The 22,612-nt window shown below is 45.6% G+C and carries 19 protein-coding genes; 8 read left to right on the forward strand and 11 right to left on the reverse strand.

What is annotated here, in order from left to right; genetic code table 11:
* Window positions 1–98 precede the first annotated feature (98 nt).
* The 3 genes from AAGR14_RS12465 to AAGR14_RS12475 form a co-directional block, all read right to left on the reverse strand.
* Entirely contained in the window at window positions 99–257 is a 159-nt protein-coding gene (locus tag AAGR14_RS12465; RefSeq protein WP_342644542.1) for a lmo0937 family membrane protein, read from the reverse strand.
* Window positions 258–403: 146 nt separating this feature from the next.
* On the reverse strand, window positions 404–1,114 hold the full coding sequence (locus tag AAGR14_RS12470; protein WP_342644543.1) for an SDR family oxidoreductase: 711 nt from the start codon (window positions 1,112–1,114) through the stop codon (window positions 404–406).
* A 163-nt stretch (window positions 1,115–1,277) separates the two neighbouring features.
* On the reverse strand, window positions 1,278–1,856 hold the full coding sequence (locus AAGR14_RS12475) for an HPP family protein (RefSeq protein ID WP_342644544.1): 579 nt from the start codon (window positions 1,854–1,856) through the stop codon (window positions 1,278–1,280).
* A 275-nt stretch (window positions 1,857–2,131) separates the two neighbouring features.
* On the opposite strand from AAGR14_RS12475, the gene AAGR14_RS12480 reads away from it, so the two are divergent.
* Window positions 2,132–3,352, forward strand: a complete 1,221-nt coding sequence (locus AAGR14_RS12480; protein WP_342644545.1) for a sialidase family protein — start codon at window positions 2,132–2,134, stop codon at window positions 3,350–3,352.
* Window positions 3,353–3,462: 110 nt separating this feature from the next.
* Here AAGR14_RS12480 and AAGR14_RS12485 read toward each other — a convergent pair whose 3' ends face one another.
* A complete protein-coding gene (locus AAGR14_RS12485; protein ID WP_342644546.1) occupies window positions 3,463–4,137 on the reverse strand; it encodes a hypothetical protein in 675 nt (224 codons plus the stop codon).
* A 1-nt stretch (window position 4,138) separates the two neighbouring features.
* The gene (locus AAGR14_RS12490; protein ID WP_342644547.1) at window positions 4,139–4,621 is read right to left on the reverse strand and encodes a sigma-70 family RNA polymerase sigma factor; all 483 of its coding nucleotides are present in this window, start codon (window positions 4,619–4,621) and stop codon (window positions 4,139–4,141) included.
* 256 nt (window positions 4,622–4,877) lie between these two features.
* On the opposite strand from AAGR14_RS12490, the gene AAGR14_RS12495 reads away from it, so the two are divergent.
* The 4 genes from AAGR14_RS12495 (at window position 4,878) to AAGR14_RS12510 (ending at window position 9,126) form a co-directional block, all read left to right on the forward strand.
* Window positions 4,878–6,416, forward strand: a complete 1,539-nt coding sequence (locus tag AAGR14_RS12495; protein ID WP_342644548.1) for an aldolase catalytic domain-containing protein — start codon at window positions 4,878–4,880, stop codon at window positions 6,414–6,416.
* Window positions 6,413–7,150: a 3-deoxy-manno-octulosonate cytidylyltransferase gene (locus AAGR14_RS12500; protein WP_342644549.1), complete on the forward strand. Its 738-nt coding sequence runs from the start codon at window positions 6,413–6,415 to the stop codon at window positions 7,148–7,150. Before AAGR14_RS12495 ends, AAGR14_RS12500 begins: the two co-directional genes overlap by 4 nt.
* A 532-nt stretch (window positions 7,151–7,682) precedes the next feature.
* Complete coding sequence (locus AAGR14_RS12505; RefSeq protein ID WP_342644550.1) at window positions 7,683–8,264, forward strand: Crp/Fnr family transcriptional regulator; 582 nt, start codon at window positions 7,683–7,685, stop codon at window positions 8,262–8,264.
* A gap of 100 nt (window positions 8,265–8,364) precedes the next feature.
* The gene (locus AAGR14_RS12510) at window positions 8,365–9,126 is read left to right on the forward strand and encodes a hypothetical protein (RefSeq protein ID WP_342644551.1); all 762 of its coding nucleotides are present in this window, start codon (window positions 8,365–8,367) and stop codon (window positions 9,124–9,126) included.
* Window positions 9,127–9,168: 42 nt separating this feature from the next.
* Here AAGR14_RS12510 and AAGR14_RS12515 read toward each other — a convergent pair whose 3' ends face one another.
* Window positions 9,169–9,663 (reverse strand): hypothetical protein, encoded by a 495-nt coding sequence (locus AAGR14_RS12515; RefSeq protein ID WP_342644552.1) that lies wholly within the window; start codon window positions 9,661–9,663, stop codon window positions 9,169–9,171.
* Between the two features lie 241 nt (window positions 9,664–9,904).
* A complete protein-coding gene (locus AAGR14_RS12520; protein ID WP_342644553.1) occupies window positions 9,905–10,315 on the reverse strand; it encodes a hypothetical protein in 411 nt (136 codons plus the stop codon).
* A gap of 500 nt (window positions 10,316–10,815) precedes the next feature.
* Between AAGR14_RS12520 and AAGR14_RS12525 the strand changes: the two genes are divergently transcribed.
* The 3 genes from AAGR14_RS12525 to AAGR14_RS12535 all read left to right on the forward strand — a co-directional run bounded on the left by AAGR14_RS12525 (window position 10,816) and on the right by AAGR14_RS12535 (window position 15,083).
* Window positions 10,816–11,586, forward strand: coding sequence for a Ku protein (locus AAGR14_RS12525; RefSeq protein WP_342644554.1), 771 nt, complete (start codon window positions 10,816–10,818; stop codon window positions 11,584–11,586).
* A 3-nt stretch (window positions 11,587–11,589) separates the two neighbouring features.
* Window positions 11,590–14,112: a DNA ligase D gene (gene ligD / locus AAGR14_RS12530; protein ID WP_342644555.1), complete on the forward strand. Its 2,523-nt coding sequence runs from the start codon at window positions 11,590–11,592 to the stop codon at window positions 14,110–14,112.
* Window positions 14,113–14,270: 158 nt separating this feature from the next.
* On the forward strand, window positions 14,271–15,083 hold the full coding sequence (locus AAGR14_RS12535) for a hypothetical protein (RefSeq protein WP_342644556.1): 813 nt from the start codon (window positions 14,271–14,273) through the stop codon (window positions 15,081–15,083).
* 200 nt (window positions 15,084–15,283) lie between these two features.
* On the opposite strand, the gene AAGR14_RS12540 is transcribed toward AAGR14_RS12535, so the two are convergent.
* The 4 genes from AAGR14_RS12540 to AAGR14_RS12555 all read right to left on the reverse strand — a co-directional run bounded on the left by AAGR14_RS12540 (window position 15,284) and on the right by AAGR14_RS12555 (window position 22,534).
* The gene (locus AAGR14_RS12540; RefSeq protein ID WP_342644557.1) at window positions 15,284–17,452 is read right to left on the reverse strand and encodes a TonB-dependent receptor; all 2,169 of its coding nucleotides are present in this window, start codon (window positions 17,450–17,452) and stop codon (window positions 15,284–15,286) included.
* A 131-nt stretch (window positions 17,453–17,583) separates the two neighbouring features.
* Complete coding sequence (locus tag AAGR14_RS12545) at window positions 17,584–18,243, reverse strand: GDSL-type esterase/lipase family protein (protein ID WP_342644558.1); 660 nt, start codon at window positions 18,241–18,243, stop codon at window positions 17,584–17,586.
* Window positions 18,244–18,350: 107 nt separating this feature from the next.
* On the reverse strand, window positions 18,351–21,209 hold the full coding sequence (locus AAGR14_RS12550) for a glycosyl hydrolase (RefSeq protein WP_342644559.1): 2,859 nt from the start codon (window positions 21,207–21,209) through the stop codon (window positions 18,351–18,353).
* Window positions 21,210–21,277: 68 nt separating this feature from the next.
* The gene (locus AAGR14_RS12555; RefSeq protein ID WP_342644560.1) at window positions 21,278–22,534 is read right to left on the reverse strand and encodes a glycoside hydrolase family 28 protein; all 1,257 of its coding nucleotides are present in this window, start codon (window positions 22,532–22,534) and stop codon (window positions 21,278–21,280) included.
* Window positions 22,535–22,612 lie beyond the last annotated feature (78 nt).

A 22,612-nucleotide genomic window follows, 5' to 3' on the forward strand; every position in this document is an offset into this window, starting at 1 on the left:
TAAGCGTCTTTACGCTACCGGTACTACATTAAACTGCATAAAAAAAGCATGTTAAACTTAATTAACATGCTTTTTATTTTGTTTGTAAATTACGGTGCTTAAATTGCTGCCGAACCACGGTTAATGATTCCCAACAAGAATGCAATAATTGCAATTACTAATAATGCGTGGATTAAACCAGTTGCTGAATAAGCAAACACTCCGATTGCCCATCCTATGATTAGGATTACGGCAACAATGTACAATAATGATCTCATAGCAGATATTTTTTAAGTTGTTTTATACCAGTACAGTATACAAAACCGTGCCAAAGTAAGTAAGGACTTACCGTGCCAAAAAATAGCTATAAGTTGTGTAATCTTTTTAGTACACACACATTCCAGGCACAAAACACCGTATAAATTTATCGCAACTTACCCATGCCACCATCTACTCCAAGCACCTGCCCGGTAACCCACGAGCTATCTGCCGATAACAAGTAGCCAATCGCTGCAGCAATATCTTCGGGCTTACCATATCGGCTTAGCGGGTGGCGTTTGGCGCTGGCTTCCTGCTTTTCGGGCGTGGCCAGTAAGCTTTTTGCTAACGGCGTATCGGTTAATGATGGTGCCACCACATTTACCCTGACGTGTACGCTGGCCAGCTCGGCAGCCAGGGCCAATGCTAACCCCTCTACGGCGCCCTTGGCCGATGCTATACTGGCATGGAAACTCATGCCCGCACCGGCAGCTACACTGCTCATGAGTACAACCGAAGCGCCCTGGGCGGCTTTGAGCGCTTTGAGCGACTGCTGCAACACCTGCACAGCGCCTAATACATTAAGGCGGTAATCCTGTAAAAATTCATCGGCGGTTAACCGGCCAAATGGTTTTAAATTAATACTACCCACTGAGTAAACAACTCCGTGCAACTGCTCGGGTAAAAATGAAGCGATGCCGCTTACATCAGCGGTGACGTCGGCCTGCAAATGTTTTAAGCCATTGGGCCAGCTCTCAGCGCTGCTGCGCGATATGTTGTATACCTGTGCCCCATTAGCCGAAAGCAGTTTTACCAGCGCCAGCCCTATACCCGAGCTGCCGCCTACCACCAGTATGTTTTTGCCTTGTACATCCATGTATCTGAAAACACCACGCTATTAAAAAGCACAACGTTGTACTTTATTACCGCATGTTGGTACAAAAACAACACTTTTAAACAGATGTTTTAGCAGGTTTTATTTCTAAGCATTAATTGGCTTTTTATCAAGACAAGATTTTGTGCTGCTGCAGGCTTGCATTTTAATATTGGCGAAGCCAAAACTTATACCAGTGCCGGTTACGTGGATAACTCCGGTGTGATGTAGCATTATTACATATCATGGCTACAGCAAATAAAACAAGCACACCGGTAAGCACCGGGCTAAACACATACATATAACCTAAAGCTTTAATTTTAGCCGAACCAATATTAGCAATCAGCGCAGTAGCGCCGCCTGGCGGGTGTAGGGTCTTTGTCATTTGCATAGCAACAATGGCTAACGAAACCGACAAGGCCGCGGTGAGCCAAAGCTCTCCGGGAAAAAATTTGTAAACCGTTACACCAATTATTGCGCAAATGACATGTCCGCCGATAAGGTTGCGCGGCTGCGCCAGCGGACTATTAATGGCACCATAAACAAGCACCGATGATGCCCCGAACGAGCCAATTAAAAACAAATTATCGTAAACACTTACATATTTACTGCTTAACAACCCGATGATACCGATACCCACAAAAGATCCAATAAATGTCCACAGGTGTTCTTTCCAGTCTACCAGCGTTTCTCGGTAAATAATATAGCCTGCCTTTTTGCTATAACGCTTTAAGTTATTAATCATGTTTGATCTAAAAAAATGCAAATTAATTAGTTCTGACCAGTACATTTTCAAAACTTGTTAATAAGGAAAATATTTTAAATTCATCCGATAATCTTCTTTACAAAATTTGCAAAAAACCTTATCTTTAACGGTCTTTAGCCTACACACAAACAACTGGATTGCAATAGCTTACTCATGATGATTAGCTCCATCATCTCCAGTTAAAAAACTTACACAATTCTGTTTAATTATCGTATCATTCTTGTTACCTTTAGTGACTAATTATTTAATAGCCATTGAAAAATTATCTACTCGTTCTACTGTGTTGCGTGTTCTTATTTTCGTGTAAAAAAGACGTTTCTGTTGCGCCGGCCGATATTACTGCCGAAAGCATGCTGGATGCTGCTGATGACAGCCTGAGTGTTTTAAATTTGATGGCCAAGGCCGATGCCTCTAAGTTTGAGGGTGCCATGCTGGTTAATCAGGATACTACCTTTACTTTCGTGTCTCGTGTATGGCAAGGTATCCCAGCGGTAACGGTAGCCCGCAACGGCTATATTTATGCTGCCTGGTACTCGGGCACGGCCAAAGAAGGTCAGGGAAATTATGTAGTGGTACAGGTAAGCACCGATAATGGCCAAACCTGGAAAGAGAATGCACTCATCATCAATCCAACCAATCCTAAAGTCCGCTTTTTTGACCCGTCTCTCTGGACGGATAAAAACGGTAACGTTTTACTATGCTGGACTAAGTGTAAAAATAAACTTTGGGACGGTATAGGCGGCGTATGGTATAGCCAAATTAAATACAACGGCTCTAAAATGATGTACTCTACCCCAAGGCGTATTGCTGATGGTGTGATGCTTAACAAGCCGGCCGAAAGTAACGACAAAGAAGAAACCCTATACCCTATTTCGGTTTGGCGCATTAACATGGCCGGACAGGTTAACGACAGTGGTATCAATATTTTCAAATCTTTTTACGATGATGTGGCCAGGAAACCTGGGCCACTCACAGAGGTTGGAACGATACCTGCCAGCAACAGTCTGCTTACTTATAATGAGCATCAAATTGTGCAGTTAAAAGACAATTCTTATTACGTGATGATAAGGGGTATTGATGGTATATACCAAACCACCAGCAAAGATTTATCTACCTGGGCACCCGTAACTAAATTTACCGGCATACCGGCAACTACCAGCAGCCGTTTCTTTATTGGCCGGCTGGCATCAGGCAAACTGGCTTTAGTAATTAACAACTCCAGTTCGCGCACTAACCTTACGATTTACTTGTCTGATGATGAAGGTAAAACCTGGGGCAACCCGCTGCTGATTGACAGCGGCAACCCCGTTACTTACCCCGATTTGGCCCAAGACCGTAACGGTAAAATTTATGTAGTTTATGACTTTGACCGTTTTGGTAAAAAGAACATCAAAATGGTATCATTTACCGAGGCCGATATATTAAACAATGCTACGCAAAATATTAAACGTACGCTTATCAGCGGTTTACAATAGCCTTTATGCTTTTATAAAACGCAAAAGCGCAGCAACCCATCAGGTGCTGCGTTTTTGCATTTAAGGGGTTACAGCGGCGCGAATTGCAGCTTCGCACCCTCCAGCAAATGTTATTGTTGTGTTGCCGAAAGTTCGTCAAGACTTTGCTGCATTTGTGCAATCCGCTTAAAATATGTCCGGTAGTAGTACCAGTGATTTAACGCCATTAGGGCAAACGTAATGGCTATACAGCACAGTACTTTGGCAGTTACACCGGGCAATGCATTATCAATATATTTTGCCACTCGTGCAAAGCCACCATGCGGACGGCCACTCCCCACCGGAAAGGCCATAAGCAGGTAAAGATATGCAGGCAACAATGCAAGAATACGCAGGTTCATCATCAGGTAAAAACGGTTAAATTGAGTAGTGATCCGGTGCAGGTTATCGATCAGATGATTATCATTGGCCACATCAAATATTTCTTTTTGCCGCTTTACAGACCACATAGCGGTTGCTGTTGATAAAATAACGAAAGACAGATGAGCCAGCAGCTGCAGGTTGAAGTGACCTTTACGATCGGGCAATAGGAGGTAAATAACCACCAAAAGAAGCCACACCATCGCAACCATTTTGCTTAGGGTAATGTTCAGTTTATACCAATACTCGTTTTTCTGCTGTATTTGCTGCAGGTTGGTTTCCATGTTATTCATAATTGTGTTTAATTGGGGTTGGGTTAATTGGTGTTGGGTAAGCTGGTTTTCCTGTTCGGCCTGCCAGTAATCTTTGAGTTGGTCTAAGTCCATACTATTTGGGGTTTACCAGGTTTTTTAATTTCAGTTTGATTTGATTGATTTTGTATCCGACGTTTGATTCGGTGATGCCCGTTATCTCAGCAATTTCGCGATAGCTGTAATTGTCCATGTATAACATGGTGATAGCTCGCTCAATATCGGTGAGCTGCTTAATGGCCGCATACATCAGCGTTGAACGGGCAACGCTTTCTTCATCGTTTACCATTTCAATTTTAAAGGCCTCATCGTTCAGTCTTTCGGTAGGCTGATTGGTTTTATGTTTTCGCAGCCGCGAGATGGCCGTGTTTAAGGCTACACGATACATCCAGGTGGTAATTTTTGCGCCGTTGTTAAAGCTGGGATAGGCCCGCCACAACTGCAGCAGTATATCCTGAAACAAATCCTCCTTATCTTCGCCCTGGCGGCAATACATATTGCACACCTTAAAAATGAGGCCTTGGTGTTGAGTGATTAGGTTGACGAACGCTTCTTTCAAATCTTTTTTAATTAATTAGTCGCGTAAGCAGCTAAAAACTTAGGGATAGTAGTCATATTTTTTTAAATAATTTATTGGCAGCGGCAACAGACTGTTTATTTATAATAACTGATTTATAAGCATATGGAAGCGTTGGTGGTAACATATGCATGATGGGTAGCAGAGGCACTGCACAAAAGTTTAATTTCGTCGCCTTGCTGCCATATTTTTTGCATTTATTTGTTACTGCTTTGCTATTGATAAACAACCTGTAGCCATGGAAATTTTAGACTGTACCCTGCGCGACGGCGGCTACTACACCCAATGGGATTTTAGCCAAACGCTTTTGTTGCCATACTTTGCTGCTATGGAGGCCCTGCCGGTTACCATGGTCGAAATCGGTTACCGCAACCATCCAGGTTCGGGCTATTATGGGCGTCATTATTATACGCCGGTATCACTTATGCAGCAAGCCCGTGAGCTGATGCCATCTAAGCAACTGGCGCTGATGCTGGACGAAAAAAGCTGTCCGCCAGATACCTTGCACCTTTTGCTGGAAAGCTGCAAAGGTCTGGTAGATATGTTTAGAATTGCTGTTGCGCCCAACCGGCTCGAAAATGCACTCTTGATGGCCGAGGTGATTAAAAGTTTTAATTTTAAGGTAGGCATTAACCTGATGTATGCCTCTACCCTAACGCCAGATGCCCCGGCTTTGAACTTAATTAGCCGTATGGATGGATTGGTAGATGCCCTAAGCCTGGTGGACTCGTACGGGGCTATATATCCCGACCAGCTCACAGCCTTGGTTAAAGCGTGCCTCAGTAAAACACAAATACCATTAGGCTTTCATGGCCATAACAATATCGAGCTGGCTTTTGCCAACTGCTTGGCGGCCATACAAGCCGGTTGTACCATTATTGATGCTACCGTTACCGGGATGGGCCGCGGTGCCGGTAACCTGAAAACCGAATTACTGCTCACCCATGTAAATAAATACAACCACATACCGGTTAATTTTGATGTACTGAGTAATGTAGTTAATGAGTTTGAAAAGCTGCGCGAAACCTACGGATGGGGCACTAACCTGCCTTACATGGTATCGGGTATTAACTCGCTGCCGCAAAAAGATGTGATGGACTGGGTAAGCAAGCGCTACTACTCGGTGCAAAGCATTGTGCGGGCACTGCACAGCCAAAAAGACGGGCACCTGGAACGCGGCAAGTACCCAGAATTTAAACCAGATACACACTGTAACCGGGCGCTTATAGTAGGTGGTGGCCCATCGGTAAAAGAGCATATAGATGCCGTACTTACCCTGGTGCATCGCAATCCGGATGTTTGCATCATTCACGCCAGCGCTAAAAATGCGCAATGGTTTTCGGGTGTGAGCAACCGGCAGTACTACTGCCTGGTGGGCAACGAAGGGCATCGGCTGGAACAGGCTTTTCAAACCCTGGGCAACTGGCAGGGCGATTGCATTTTACCGCCTTACCCCCGTAAAATGGGAACTTTTATACCTGCGGCAGCTCAAAATCGCACCTTTGAGCTGCCGCCGCCCGACAATCACTTAATTAATCGCGACTCGCATACCTCATTGGCTATACAAACTGCGATGGCTTTGCATGTTAATGAGGTTTATATTATTGGTTACGATGGCTACAGCGGCAACGTTATGGGCAACTTAGAGCAGGATCTGGTGGCGGAAAATAACACCTTATTTAGATATGCTGCCGAACATTTTAATACTTTTAAAGCCTTAACCGCCACCCGGTATAATATCGAAGATCAAGCATCTGTTTATCAATTTACGCTATGAAGATTTTAGGAATAATTCCTGCCCGTTATAAGTCATCCCGCTTTCCGGGCAAACCATTGGTGATGCTTAACGGTAAACCCATGATTTTACATGTTGCCGAAAAGGCTGCTGAAGCGCTTGGAGCTGATAATGTAGTGGTAGCTACCGATGACGACCGTATTGCCCATGTAGTAAATGAAGCCGGTTACCAAACCATCATGACTTTGGATACGCATCCTACCGGTACCGACCGGCTTTGGGAAGTGGCACAGAAAATACCGGCGCAGGTTTATGTAAACCTACAGGGCGACGAGCCGCTGGTTAATCCGCAAGATATCATCAAGGTAGCCAACTTAAAAAACGAATATCCATCTTATGTGATCAACGGCATGAGCGAACTGGCACCGCACGAAGATCCCGCCAATATCAATATTCCTAAGGTATTGGTAAACTCGCGTAACGACTTAGTTTATATGTCGCGGCTACCCATACCGGGTATTAAATCACCTGGTATTGGCAAGCCAGTTTACCTAAAGCAGGTTTGCATTTATGCCTTTAGCTACGCCGATTTAAAGGCTTACGGCGAAATGGGAAAAAAGGCCGAGTTTGAGGCATTTGAAGATATTGAAATTTTACGTTTTCTGGAACTGGGCATCCCGGTAAAGATGGTGCATACCCAGGCCAACACCCTAGCAGTAGACGTGCCCGAAGATGTGGCCAGAGTTGAACAAGCCATCAAACAAACTTTGAGTTAAATATTGGGCTAATTGCATGTTGTTACTGCTATCAATAACAATTGACAGTGTAGTTAAAACAACCGTAATCAGGATTAATTAATACTGCGTTAACTTCAACGCTATAAAAAAGTTACTTTAACAACCATCAGGCATTATTGTAAGCAACAGATTTACAAACGTTTAACTAAGCATAAAATTTAGTAATTAAAACCAAACTTTTAATCGCCAACTCCGTAAAAGGGACTATTCTAAAAAATTTACTTTCTACATGAATCAGCCACACTCATGCCCACGTTGCAAACATGACCATGCAGGCCGCATACCCAGAACACCTATTGTTAAGTACTTTCTATCGTTTTTGCCGCTCAAACGCTTTGTATGCTACCATTGTACCAGGACGTTTCATACCTGGAATTAAATCAAAAACAAACACACGAAGCCGGCACACACCGGCTTTTTTTATGGTTGTAAAAGCGGGTTGGACACTACGGAGAGCGCATTTATGTTAACTTTGTTCCGGTTAACCAGTTAACGCTCGCCTCAAACGCTCATGTACGAAGTAATTACCTATTCTTTACGCTCGCTGGTTAATTTTACCGACGAGGAGCTATTTGGCTTTATGCAAAAGCTGAAGCCAATGCGCTTAAAAAAGTATGCTTTTTATTTAAAGCCGGGCCAGGTTTGCCACAGCATGGTAATTGTGCATCAGGGAGCGCTGCGTTATTTTGTCCGCAACGAAAAAGGCGACCAAACATTGGGCTTTGCCTTTGAGGGTGAATGGTTGGGCGATTACGAAAGCTTTTTGCTAAAAACTCCTACCCAGTGCTATATTGAGGCTTTGGAAGACACAGAATTGTTTATGCTGAGCTATGCCGACATGCAGGAACTCTACAACAAAAGCCAGCGGTTTGAGCGGTTTGGCCGCCTGATAGCCGAACGTCTGTTTATAGAAACCGCTAAAAGTAAAAGCAAACTCCTTACCCAAACCGCCGAAGACCGCTACCTGGAGCTGCTCACTAATCAGCCGCAAATATTTGAGCGGTTGCCACTTACACTCATCGCCTCTTACCTGGGCATACAACCTCAAAGTTTAAGTCGCATCCGTGCCCGGTTACTTAGCGTAAAAAATTAACCTGGGTTAACCAATTAGTAACTTTTGTTAACCTGGTGATGTTTCTTGCGGCCACTTTTTACTGCAGATTTGCATAGCATCTATTAAAAATTTAATTGCTATGTCTTACTTACGCTTTACCCACCCGCTTAATTCTGTTTTATTAAACGCAGGCCTGCTGCATATTGCCCTGCTTATTATTTTTGCGGCCGTTGCCATGTTTGATCACCGGCAGGTGCTCAGCATCAACCTGTGGGTAAAGCCCATTAAGTTTGCACTCTCTATTGCCATATATTGTTTTACCTGGGCGTGGATCATCACCTACCTACCGTCGCTTACTATTCAGCAAAACTTTGCCTGGTTTACTGCAGGGGCACTCTTGTTTGAGATGGTGGCCATTGCTTCGCAGGCGGCATTGGGCAAGCAGTCGCATTTTAATGTAAGCACGCCTTACAGCTCTGTTTTATTTGCGTTAATGGGAGTTGCCATTGTAATGCAAACCTTATTTGCCTTATACGTGGGCATTTTGTTTTTCAAGGTGATGCCCGGCGCCTTAAGCCCGGCAATGCTTTGGGCAATACGACTGGGTATCATTACGGCGTGCATCTTTGCGTTTCAGGGTGGCTACATGGGCTCAAAACTATCGCATACGGTAGGTGCTACAGACGGTGGAACCGGCCTGCCCGTACTTAACTGGAGCCGCACTGCCGGCGATTTGAGGGTAGCGCATTTTGTAGGATTACACGCGTTGCAGATAATCCCGTTGTTTGTAGCCCTGCTGGGCATTAGCAGCGCAGCACCGGTAATATGGTTTAGCATAGGATACTTTTTGCTAACCTCGGCATTATTTTACCAAGCCTTGCTGGGCCGACCCTTGTTATAAAGCTGGCGGATCATCACAAGGCCTGATGCGGAGCTTAAACTATTACCTCGGCCCGGCAGTGGTACCGGCGCTGGTAATGGTTGTGCTTTGCTGATTAAGCTCGTCTAACTTTTGCTGTTTCTTTTCAATCTTCTTACCCAGCTTTTCAATTCGGTTATTGGTGTTCTTCACCTTTTTTTGTGCGTCGTCGGCATCGCTGGCTTCGTTGTGCGCGCGGCGGGCCATTTTAGCTTCCTTTTTCACTTTACTTAGGTCTCCATCTGAAGCTTTAGCAGCCATGTCTTTACTCTTTTGGGCCGCCTCCTGGGCAGCTTCGGCTTGATTTTTACTGGCAGTTTCGTAATCCGGCAGTTTGGTTTTCAAATCAGTGAGCTCGGTGTTTAGTTTGGCAATGTCGCGGGTAAGCTTGTTACGCTCGGCATTTAGCTTGGCAGTGTCGGCCAGGGTTTTGTACTTCTGCCCAAATGCTACCGGCAAAGTACAGCAAAACAGAACGGCTACTAAAATTGCGGATCTTAAAATAATAGTTGGTTTCATAGGGTTATTTAATGGTATATCAGCTAAAAGTTTAAAATGGTGTTCTTACGATTTGTACTGCCCTCAATATACGTAATATAAGCAATTCCGGATGTTAACGGCCTTTGATGATGATGTAAAACAGAGCCGATGCATTAACGTGCTAAGCCGACTTGGCTAAAGATTGTACCCGTCATTTTCATTCAACTTGATAACTCTGTTAAACGCTACCTCAAGCAATCATCAATACTTGCGGCCCGGTTTACTGCGAGTGCTTTGCGGCATAACCAGTCATGATCTGGTAGTAAGTGTCCATCTCCCCTTCCAAATCAACGAGGCTGTTAAGGGCCAACTGGGTTTTGGTATAAGGCAGCCTTTCGATGAGGCATTGTTCCCAAATGGAACCGAAGTTGGTGATGCTGGCTATGACCTGGATTACGTAGGCCACCGAAGCCTGGGGCTGTTCAAACTCAATTTTTTCGAGCACGTGCAATTGCTGCATCAGGTCGTAAACCAAATAAGGCAAGCGCTTTTCGGCAATTACCCTAACGTGTGTTTCGGCACCGTTAACCCTGGCATTGTAGGATGGCTCAATATCTATTTTTTGTGTTTCGAGGTAATAAAGCACTATGTTTTTGAGCGCGTTTTGTATTTGTTGTAATCGTGCAGTCATGGTTAAAAGCTTATTGTTAAAGGTTGTCAACTACAGCCTTATTTTTCGACAGGCAATCGGTTGTGTATGGCAGCTCAGGCTTACAGGCAACTTTGTATTTAATTACCGGTATTCTTGGTTGCACCACGGTGAATATCCTTTTAACGTACCTTTTGCTTGCGCCTACTGTTACTTAATAATACCCGAAAACATACAGGCGAAGATGGAAAGCATGGGTCCTGGTTAAAAAATTTTAGTATCGACATAGTTGGTTGAGAGCAATTTTTAAGCCTGCGTGCCAAACTTCAGTTACGACTTACTGACACTAACTTTAAACTTTTCCACATAGCTGTTTATAAGTTAATTATCTCGTTCAATTAAAACCATATAACCAGCAAATAATCAACACAATAAATATTATAACCTCATTTTTCACTTATAGAGCTTTAAGTGATCACCAACCTAAGCAATGCAAACCCAAAAGTGGATCGACGGTTAAACTAAATATAAAACTAACGGTTATGAGATCAATTTGGAATGGTTCGATAGGTTTTGGATTAGTCAATATTCCCATTAAACTGTACTCCGCGGTAGAAAGCAGTTCGCTCGATTTGGACATGCTTGATAGTCGCGACCACTCGCGTATACGCTTTTTAAGGGTAAATGAGCATACCCACAAAGAAGTGCCTTACGAAAAAATTGTACGCGCCTACAAGCTTGACGACGAATATATCGTATTGGAAGAACAGGACTACGAAGACGCCAGTCCTGAAAAAAGCAAACTCATCGAAATTGAAAGCTTTGTAGAGATAGAGGAAATTAACCCTATGTATTACGAAACCTCTTACTACGCCGAGCCCGACGCCAAAAACGCTAAAGCATATGCCCTGTTGTTAGAAGCCCTGCGTAAAACAGGCAAAGCCGGACTGGGCCGCTTTGTGTTGCGTAATACCGAAAGCCTGTGCATCATTCACCCTGTAGAGCATGCGCTGGTGATTACCCGGATTCGTTTCTCGCAGGAGCTGCGGTCGGAAGATGGCCTAAAACTGCCTACCGAAACCCACGTTAGCAAAAAAGAACTCGACATGGGCCTGGCGCTCATTAAACAATACACCGAAGATTTTGATGTATCGAAATTTAAGGATGAGTATGCCGGCGAACTGATGAAAATCATCAAAATGAAAGCTAAAGGCAAACGCCCGACCATCAAAAAAATGAAAGTGGCCAAAACGCCAAGCACCGATTTGTACGAACAACTGATGCAAAGCCTGCAAACCAAAAAGGGAGCGTAAACCATGGCACTACAGGAGTACAAACAAAAGCGCGACTTTAACAAAACGTCCGAACCGGAGGCTAAAGCCGCCAAGCATAAAACGAAAGAACTGAGCTTTGTAGTGCAGCGCCACCATGCCTCGCGACTGCATTACGACTTTAGATTGGAACTCGACGGTGTGCTGAAAAGCTGGGCCGTACCTAAAGGCCCCTCTATGAACCCCGGCGACAAACGCTTGGCTATGATGGTAGAAGACCACCCTTACGATTACCAGTACTTTGAGGGCATTATCCCTAACGGCGGTTATGGCGCAGGCGTAGTCATCACCTGGGACCACGGCACTTACACCTCGCTGGCCGATAACCGCAAAGACGACGTTAAAAACCTGCACGCGGGCCTTAAAGCCGGCAACCTGAAGTTTAAATTAAACGGCGAGATTTTAAAAGGAGAATTTGCACTGGTTAAACTTAAAACCGGGAAAGAGGATAACGCCTGGCTGCTTATTAAGCATAAAGACGAATTTGCCGTAACAACAAATTTTGACAGCGAGGCCTCAGTTCCGGATAATATTAAAACTCTTAAAAATAATAAAGACGGCAAACTCAAAAAGCTGCCCAAGCACGAGGTAGAAAAGCCCAAAGCAACGACGCCAACTAAAGTCAGTCCGAAAAAGGAGGCAGACAACAACAAAGATACGGTTTACCCCTACAAACCCATGCTGGCCAAGCTGGAGGAAAAGCTTTTTGACGATAAGCACTGGTTATACGAACCCAAAATAGATGGCTACCGGGCTCTGGGATATACAGGCAACAAAACGGCTTTGATATCGCGCAACGGCATTGAGTTTAACGAGAAATATGAAAAGGTATTTACCGATTTAAAAGCTATTACCGAAGAAGCAGTGCTGGACGGCGAGATTGTACTGGAAGACGATCGTGGTAAAAGTGCGTTTCAGGACTTGCAAAATTACAGCAGCCAAAAAAACCAACGCACCTTAAAGTATTATGTATTTGACTTATTGCTGTTAAAAGGCCACGACCTGCGCGAACTGCCACTGATAAAACGCAAAGAACTATTAAAAACACTGGTGGCCCACCTGCCTGCAGACACCTCCATTGTTTACCTGGACCACACCGTGGGCAAGGGTTCGGATATGCTGGTAAAGTCGCAGAAGCAAGGTTGGGAAGGCGTTATTGGTAAAGACAGCCAGAGCATGTACGAGAGCGGACGGCGGTCTGACCGGTGGCTGAAGTTTAAGCACCAGGCCTCGCAGGAAGCTGTTATTTGCGGCTACACGCAGCCTAAGGGAGCCCGCAAGCACATTGGTTCGCTTGTACTGGGCATTAACCAGGGCGAACAAATTAAATACGTGGGCAACTGCGGTACCGGCTTTACGGCCGAAACGCTGAAAGACCTGTACGAAAAGCTGCAACCGCTCGAAACCGACCAGAAGCCATTTACTGATAAGGTAAACTACCACGGCAAAGTGACCTGGGTAAAGCCCGAACTGGTTTGCGAGGTTTACTATGCCGAATGGACAGCCGACGGCAGCATGCGCCATCCGGTTTACAAAGGTTTACGGGCCGATAAAGAGCCGGAACAGGTAGTGCCCGAACTACCAGGCAAGCAACTGGCCGATGAACAAACCGTTAAGCTTGGCAGGCACCAGGTTAAACTTACCAACCAAAACAAGCTTTACTGGAAACAGGAAGGCATTACTAAAGGCGAACTGCTGGCCTATTACCGCGAGATGGCCAACCTGATGCTGCCTTACTTAGATAATAAAGCCATCTCCATGCGCCGTCAGCCCAATGGTGTCGAGGATCAGGGTTTTTTTCAGAAAGATGTTGACCCCACTCACCTGCCGGCCTGGGTTAAAACACATGAGCTATACTCAGAGAGTAACGATAAAAACATTAATTACATCATCGGCAACAATGAGGCTACGTTGTTGTACATGGTAAATTTAGGCTGCATCGAAATTAACCCCTGGCTGAGTAATTACACTACGCCCGATAACCCCGATTACCTGGTGATGGATATTGACCCGCACGATGTACCTTTTACCGAAGCGGTTGAAGTTGCCCTGAAAACCAAGGAAGTTTTTGACCGCATGAAGTTGTCGGTTTTCATCAAAACGTCCGGCTCAAAGGGCCTGCATATATATTGTTATGTAGGCGCCGCTTATGATTATGATTTTGTAAAAACCTTTGCCGAGTACGTGGCTAACCTGGTGCATGACGAACTGCCCGGCATCACCAGTGTAGAACGCAACCCGGCCAAGCGTAAAAATAAAACCTACATCGATTTTTTGCAGAACCGCCGCGGCCAAACCATTGCCGCCCCCTACTCCGTTCGGCCCAAGCCCGGCGCCACTGTATCAACCCCATTGCACTGGAATGAGGTAGACAACTGCCTGTCGCTGGCCGATTATACCATTTATACCCTTAAAGACCGGCTGGCAAATATTGATGACCCATGGAAAGACATCCATCAGAAAAAAGCAAACTTAAAAAAGGGGTTGGAGCTGTTGAAGAAGGGATAACAATTATTTGCCTTGCAAATAAATCAAGATTTAACTTGATGCCGTTGCAGGCTAAATTCGCATTAAATTCCTCTAAAAAAACTGCGCTAAGTATTGAGTATTAAACATCATTTTGGTTTATTTAAAAATTATAACTGTTGCAACCCTATTCTATCGTGATGAATTTAAGATGGTCTTATTTTTTAATTGCTGGCTTAACCGTGCTTTTCAGCTGCAATCAACAGCCATCAAATCATAATGCTCAAAAAGACCGTCCAAAAAGTAAACAAGCACTCCGAAAGAATATTATATCTTCTAAAAGCGCAACGGCGAATGACACAAGTGTCATCAATGATTTATATAATAGATTATTGACTATTACATTGCCGTTTTTTCCTTCTAATCAAAATTCTTATGGGAATATAACTTGTAAAATACCAGCCTTACCCTACACATCTATAAATGATAAGAATTTAGCATATATCAAAAAACAAACTATCTTAAAAACCTTAGATAGTGCTTTCGTATTACGTGAATTAAAAACCTTGCGTCATAGGATAGTAAATCCCGATGGAGGAACATCTTTTGGGGACTTTGATTGTCTATCGGACTCAGCTAATTGTCTCAACACAGATGAATACGGTAAGATAGGAATTGTTTGTGCTTTAAAAGTAGATACCAACTATATGTGTCATATCATGCTGACTCGTAAAGACTGGTATTATACTGACCGAGGTATTTTAGCATTAATCACTCCTCATGGTAAAATACTTGACTGCGTGTTTTCCGATGGAGAGCTTACTCAAGGAAACCCGCATGGCAATATCATAAGAACGCTTACAATCAATTCTGACCACTCGATAAAAATTGAAGAATATGCAGTTGGAGATAATTCAGAACATTACGAATTCACTGCAATTTATCGTGTCAGCAATAGTAATTTTATTTTGAAAAAAAGAAAATTACTATTGCTGACACGATTAAGAAAATAAATTTCCTCTCCGTTCTCGTGGAGCAAGCATGGATGTTATCTGATATTTTGGCAGCTTAGGTTACAGACGACTCTTGATCTACGCTTGTAGAATCGCTGCATGCGCTCGCTGCTTTCATATCCCTAAAATTATATCGTCATTAAAACATCACTTACCGAATATACAAATAAGCATATGTTATTGCTAAACAACGTCATCCGTTATATCTTAATCCGCATTGCCAGATTCACGGCCCGGCCATCTATTGGTGCCCATAATTGTTTAAATACGGGGCGGGTGATGGTACCAGTGTACAGGCTTTCGTAGCGCGACTGGCGGAAATCGTTGATGTTTTCGCAGTTGAGCACAAAGCTTACGTGGCTACCCCATTTGCGCTCTACCATGGCCGCCAGAAATGGAAAGTTGCGCACCCGCTGATTTTCGTTGATGTACTGATTAGTTTCCAGACTGCCTTCTACGCCAAAGCGCCACTGCCCTTCTACCTCATAAGCTATGGTAGTGGATATTTTGTTTTGCGGACTAAACGGCAGGTAAATGGTGCGGTTGCTCAAGGCCTGTTTGGCCACCGTGTGGTTAAAGCCGAAGTAAAGCTCCAATTCGTCAATCTTTAACCTCACGTAAGTATCGGTACCCAGGGTATTGATGCGAAAACCGGCGTTGTTTAACGAGGTGGTATTATCGGCATTCATCACCGGGATGAGCGGATTGTTGATATTAGTGTAATAAAGCGCTTGGTCAACATCCAGCGTGGCTTCATCACTCAACCGCACATGGTAATTGGCATCAAAATTTACCCCGAACGAGCGCTCGGCCGTCAAGTTTGAACTTAGCGGATTTAACGTGGCAAAGCTGCCCGCCAGCGTTTCGGGAATAAAAACGTTAGGCGCTTTGTAACCCAAACCACTGCTCAGGCGTACCGACAAGGCCGAAACCGGTTTGTACAACAAGGCTATGCGGGGCAGCACAAACCAGCCAAAACGGCTGTGGTGGTCGGCACGCAAACCGGCCTCTACCAAAAACTTAGGATTGATGTGCCAGCCATCCTGCACAAAGGCGCCCAGGGTGTGGTAGTCGTAATTGGCCAACGGTGATACTACGGCACTGTTTTTTCTAAAATACTCGCCGGTGTAGTTACCGCCAATAATCAGCTCTTGTTTGGGCAGTTTTATCAGATCGTTTACTTCCAGGTAGTCAGAAAGCTGGTTGCCTTTAAAAGCGAAGCCTTCATCAACGTTGTTTAGGTTATAATTGCTTACACTGCCTTTAACGGTAAGGCGGTTAACGCTGTCCAGGTCGTTGCGGTAATGAAAATCAAAAGTATTACGGTATGACTGGTTAAGCTCGCTGTACTGATGAATGGCATCAGGGCGGTTGTCAATTACCTGCATATCGCCGCCCAGGCGGTTCTCATGGGTAAAAGCATAGCCGGCATCCAGCTGCGAGCGGTTGTTAATGTAGTAAAACAAGCGGGGATGTAAGATGGTGCTGTTAATCTTCGGCACATCCGAAAACCCATCCTTGTTTACATCAACCGCGGTTTGCCAGGTTTGCTGGGCGGTAAAGGTCAATCCAAACTTACCAAAACGCTGACTAAAATACCCGTTGGCATTGCTCTCTTTTAACGTAGAGCGGTTAAGCGTGAACGACAAATCGCGGTCCGTGGTAGGGGCTTTAGATATGAAGTTAATTAACCCGGCTATGGCACCGCCACCGTACAAAGTAGATGATGACCCTTTGATGATTTCAATCTGCTTTAAATCGAGCGGCGGGATAGACAGCACGCCGAAGTTGCCCGAAAAGCCGTCGTACAGCGGCAAACCATCGCGTAGTAATTGCGTGTAGCGGCCATTCAAGCCCTGCATCCGGATGGTGGTATTGCCCGTAGTGGCCGATGTTTGCTGCACATGGATCACCGATAAATCGCCCAGGATGCTGGCCACATTGCCGGGCTTAATCATATTTTCTTCGTCCATCTCCTCTTGCCCCAGCACCTCTACTTTCATGGGCAAATCCTCAATGCGCGAATTAGTACGGGTGGATGATACAATGACCACCTCCATTTCCTGCAACTGCGGCATTAGGCTTACGGTATAAACCTGGGTTGTATCTGCCAGCGGGAAAATCAATGTAAAACTTTGTTTAAGATAACCTACCCGGCTTACCGAAAACGTTTGGCTGCCGGGTGTGATATTCGAGAAGCGTACCACTCCTGCCGTGTCTGTATTGTGCGCAATGGCTTTGCCCTGCCATGCAACGGTGGCATCGGTTACAGGTTTACGGGTAAGGCTGTCAGTTACCGCAATTTTAATCTGGTGTTGAGCTAAGGCGATGTTGCTGCACAGGATAAGCAACCATAAAAAACGTTTCATAAGATTTGGCTATCAGAACAAACTCTGTCACAAACCTATCTCGCAAAATTGGAGGAATGTTGGATGCTGATCTTTGTGCCGATAATATCTTATAAATTCTCCCGAAAGTAAATTACCTATTACCAACGTTTCTATTTAGTGATGACGGCCACTACCGGCTCAATCAGCTTGCGCGAGCCTGTAGCATCCAGGTGTAAACCATCGGCCGTCATGGTTTCTACGTCTAACCCCGGCGTGGCATAACCGTTTACAAACAGGCAATGGTTTTGCCGCGCAACTTTGGCAAAAGCGGTACTCATGGCTTGTACCCGCTGCCCGCCGCCTTTATATTTTTCGGTAGCCTCAGCCTTGCTGCCATAAGGCGGCGGCGAAATCACCAGAATTTTTGCTTTGCTGATGGCTGGGTAATTACTACGCTTTATAGCAATAATTAACTTTTCCAAGTTGGCAGGCACTTCCTGCTGGCGGCCGGCAAAAATGGCTTTCGCATCGTTGGTACCCAATTCTAAGATCACGTAATCATAAGGGCGGGTACCGGTGGCCTCGGCGGCTTTTTTCAGATTGGCATCAATTACCATTAACGAGTTGAGCGTGCTGTCGCCCAGGTTTAAAAACCCAATCGTGCGACCCGACTTGCTGATGTTGTACACCGTAGCATTGGGCAACGCCGTTTGCAGTTGGACAGGCCAGCTATGCGGAAAGGTACCATTGCTATCGCCCAAGGTTAAGATATTTAACCGCTTATTTGACAATGCTGCATTTTGAGCAAATAACATTACAGGTGCAAGCATGATGATTGCAAGGGCCCGAAGATAAAAGCGTATTTTAATCTGATGCATAACGCTGTTATTAATTGATTAGAGGCTTCACAGTGCGTGTATATTTTTTAGATGATATTTTATTTACCAACTGGCACTAACGGAGTGAGTGTTACCACACCTACTATACCTGACGGCTTGGGGCTCCAGTTAGCTGCTGTAAACAGCCCGTCGGCACCCAGGTTGGCTTTGTCGTGCGCCTGGAAGTTGGTGTTATAAAATATTTTATAGGGTATTTTCTTTTGATCCATATCAATGATGCGGTTGGCCATCAGGTTGGCTACCCTTACTTCGAGCTGATTGACAGGCTTAAGGGCCGTTGCCGGTATGCTGATGCTGTAATCGGGCCCCAGCAGCGTGCCCAGTTTGGCCCCATTAAGGTACACCTCGGCGCTCTCGTACACCCTGCCCAAATTAAGCTGCCACATAGCGGCCTTGCCCTGTGGTTTGGCTAAGGTGGTAGTGTAAACCGCAATACCCGAAAAAGTTTTGGTATCAGCATTGCCTAATTCTGTCCACGATGTTAGTTTGTTGGTGGTGATTACCGGCGGCAAGGCAGGGCCGCCGTCCGTAAATCTAATCGTCCAGTTGCCGTTAAGTTCGGTGACCTTGCCCGCAGGCTGGTAATAAGCATACGGCTTACCCTGCGTGGCCTTAGCCGCGGTTTGTACAATACAGCTTTCGCCGGGCTGCAGTTGCAGGTAAACGCTGGCATTACCATTGGTTAGTTTGCGCATACGCGCCAGGCCCCGTTGCGCCAGCATCGGGTTAAATATTGTTGCCGAGGCTGCCTTAACCGCAAGCGGCACCCAGGCCTGCACCGCTTTGCTGCCGGAATTACTGATAAAGTAATTATAGCCCGAGGCATGGGTGCGGCGCACAAACTGCAAACCCTCGTCTGTCATGGTTTCGCGTTTAACGCCGGCAGCAGTAAGCAGCGCGGTCACATCATCAGCTATCACTAACTTACCCTTGCCAACATTGGCAGTTTGGGTACCGTTACTTTGAGGTTTAAATTGGAGTGAGGCTATCAATGCTTTAAACTCTTTTTGCCGCTGCGTCAGTGTGCCGTAGCCCGGTACATCAACAGGCAGGCTTTTATAAATAATTACCGTTGCACCACCGCGGGCTAAGCTGACCACTTTTTGCAGCGTACTGAGCGGTATGTACCGGCAATCGGGCAGTAGTATGGTTTGATAGCTGATGCCGCCGGTAAGCAGTTGGCCGCCATTTTGTTGCAGTGCGATGATCTGCTTGTCGGATATAAAATCAAAAGCATAACCCTTGCTTAACATATGCTGTGCTGCTGTGGCAAAGCCGGTGCCGTTAAAGTCGGGTTTTAAAGCATCATAATGTTTCAGTAATGCCGTACCCCCTGTTTGCGAAAAGCTATCGGCCAGAGGGTAATAAATCAGCACATCACTGCTGGCCTTACCTTGCTGTAAAAACGACTGGCAACGGGCAATATATTGGTTGAGCGCCGGAAAGTGCTGCCAAAAAGGGTTGGTTTGCTGAAAGTGTACAGCTGCATAAAACAGCCAGCCGGGCCACGAAGCATCTTTGGGCGAATAATTGACCCCGTGGTAAAACACATGGTTAACGCCGCCTACAAAATATTTATCGATGGATTGCTTGACATCGCCCAGTGATGACAAAAAGTGATCGTGCAGCCAGGTAGCCGACTCGGAAGAAGCCAGCGGCTTGCCGCTTACATGCGCTGCCGAGGTGGCAAATTTAAAGCGTAAAATATCGTTGCCTTCCGTTTCCGGAATATCGATAGCGGCATACAAGTCTAATATATTAGATGGCGACCCGTGCGACTGGTTACGGATGAGTGCGCCTTTTGATTTGCCCCACTCGTGCCACGGCTTGGTAAAGTTATCAAGCAGTAACTCAGAAACGGTTTCACGATAGTCGTACAGCACGCGGCTGTTTAACTCAGGGGTTGATTTGCCAAATAAAGCTGGCAGTTGAGTACGTAAATCATAACCGCGCCGACGCGCAAACTCATCAAACAAGTGCGGTGTAAAATTACCCTGCCCCTGCGCATCATCTACCTCGTACGAATCATTGAAAAAGCTGCGTATGCCGCTTACCTTGTCGCCTTTAAACGCTTCATCAAACCGGGCCAGATAATGCGTTAATGCCGGTTTCGAAAAATGATCAATCACCAGGCCTTCGCCACCCGGTGCGGCACGTTCAACCATTTTGCCATGGTCGCCCTGAAATAATGCATACAGGCGCCAATTGCCGCCGCCTGGGGCCGTCCAGTCCAGCTGCCCGTTGCTGTTGAGCTTTCCGGTTAAGTTTACCGCCTCTCCAGCATCATTATAAGCCATCAGCGCGGTTAGAGGCAGCTGCTTTTCAAACCTCACCTGGTCAATAGCCAGCTCCTGTAAATTGGTGTTGCTGCTAATGGGCTGCTTTATTTCGTCAATATTTCTCCTGCCAGCCTCCGACCGTACAAAGGGCTGTTGCACAAAAACTATCTTTTCGGCCAGTTTCCCGCCGCCTTTTACTTCATAGGTTTTCCAAAACAGCTCTTTACTGGCATCGGCATCGGTTACCCAGGGGCCGCCAAAGGGCCAACCCGTCGCATTGGCTAAATCAATGCCCATATCCAGGCGTTTGGCCTCCTGCAAGGTATACCGCAGCATGTCCATCCATTTGGGCGACAAAAACGGGTAAAATTCCTTTTCGTGCCCCCGTACGCCGTAAATAGGTGTAATTTCCAGACCGCCCAGCCCGGCTTTCTGGTAGCTCTGTAAACTCCAGGCCAGGTCTTTGGGGTTAACGGCACTACCTTCCCACCACCAGCGTGCCCAGGGCTTAGCCTGTTGCGTAACTGCCGGCCAGTTAGCCTGTGCTGTTGCCGTAAAATTAGATAAACTAAAGGCCGCAATGGCCAATGCCGTTAATTGCCGTGACCTGGAATTCATTTGCTTCTATTATTTTGAATCTTGATAGCAGGTTGACTTAAAAAAGGCAACCTGCAAATTAAAATACTTTACTTTTTAATCACCAGAGGTGCACCGTTGGCTACCACGTTTTCTACCTTAACATCGGGGTAACGGCAAGCCAGCGCGGGGTTGTCGGCCGTAACTTTGATGTTTTTAAAAGTGATGTTGCCAATCTTATCGGTTGCATTACCGTCGATAGTGCCGAACTTGGTACAGTCTACATTGATGTCAGAAAAGGTAATGTTATGTACCTGTCCGTAAGGCTTTTCGGCGCTACCACCTAAATCAAAAAACTGTTTCCAGGGGTTCAAATCAATCAGCGTACCGCAACGACCAGTGATGTTACTTACGGTGATATTCTCGAAGGTTTGATAAGTATCAGGCCGCATTTTAATGCGCAGCAGCGGACACAGGTTGTTTACCTTACAGTTACGCAGGGTAATGCGCTGTGCATAGATGCTTTCGCTGCCAATAGTAAGTGTACCGTGCGATTCGCCGAAGGTACAGTTCTCCACCAGGATGTCTTCCACCGGGCCGTTCTCGGGCATTTTGTGCGCTGTTGGGCCTTTGCCGCCTTTGATGCACACAGCATCGTCATTAACCGAAATATAGCAGTTGCGTACAGTAACTTTACTACATACGTCAATATCAATTCCATCAGTGCTGGGGGCTGGTACGGGCTGGTAGGGTGAGCGGATGTCGCAGCCATCAATCAGCACGTTGCTGCACTGGTACAGGTGGGTAGTCCAGAAACCCGAATTTTGCAGCTTCACGTTTTTGATGTTAACGTTATTGCATCCCCACAAAAATACCAGCCGCGGCCTGTGCACCTCCAGGTTGGTTGATGATTTACCGGCGCGTTTCATCGAGTCGCGGTGTGCCCAAAAGGTTTTCCAGTAATTAAGGCCATTGCCGTCAATAGTGCCCGGCCCGGTAATAGCAAAACCGTTAACGTTAGTGGCATTAATCACCGCTGCATAATAATCCAGCCGCCGCCCTTCCATACGCGACGGGATGAGCGGGTAGTCGGCAATATTATCAGAACCTTTTAATCTGGCACCCGCTAACAAACGGAGCTTAGTTTTGGGTTTAAAAAACAGCGCCCCGGTAAGGTAGGTTCCTTTCGGGATGACAACAGTACCGCCGCCTTTAGCCGCCGCCATATCAATTACTTTTTGAATAGCTTTGGTGTTAATTTGAGTACTATCGTTACCTACCTTGTATTTGGTTATGACGTAATCTTGCGAGCGGACACTTAACGCAGCCATAAACAGGGCAGCTGTTAGCAGTAAACTTTTCTTCATGTAAATAGCAGTACATTGCAACGGGGCACAACCCGCCGCTTAGGTTTATAAAAATTATTTCCGAAGATAAAGCTTTGC

The sequence above is a fragment of the Mucilaginibacter sp. CSA2-8R genome, assembly GCF_038806765.1.
Taxonomy (GTDB): domain Bacteria; phylum Bacteroidota; class Bacteroidia; order Sphingobacteriales; family Sphingobacteriaceae; genus Mucilaginibacter.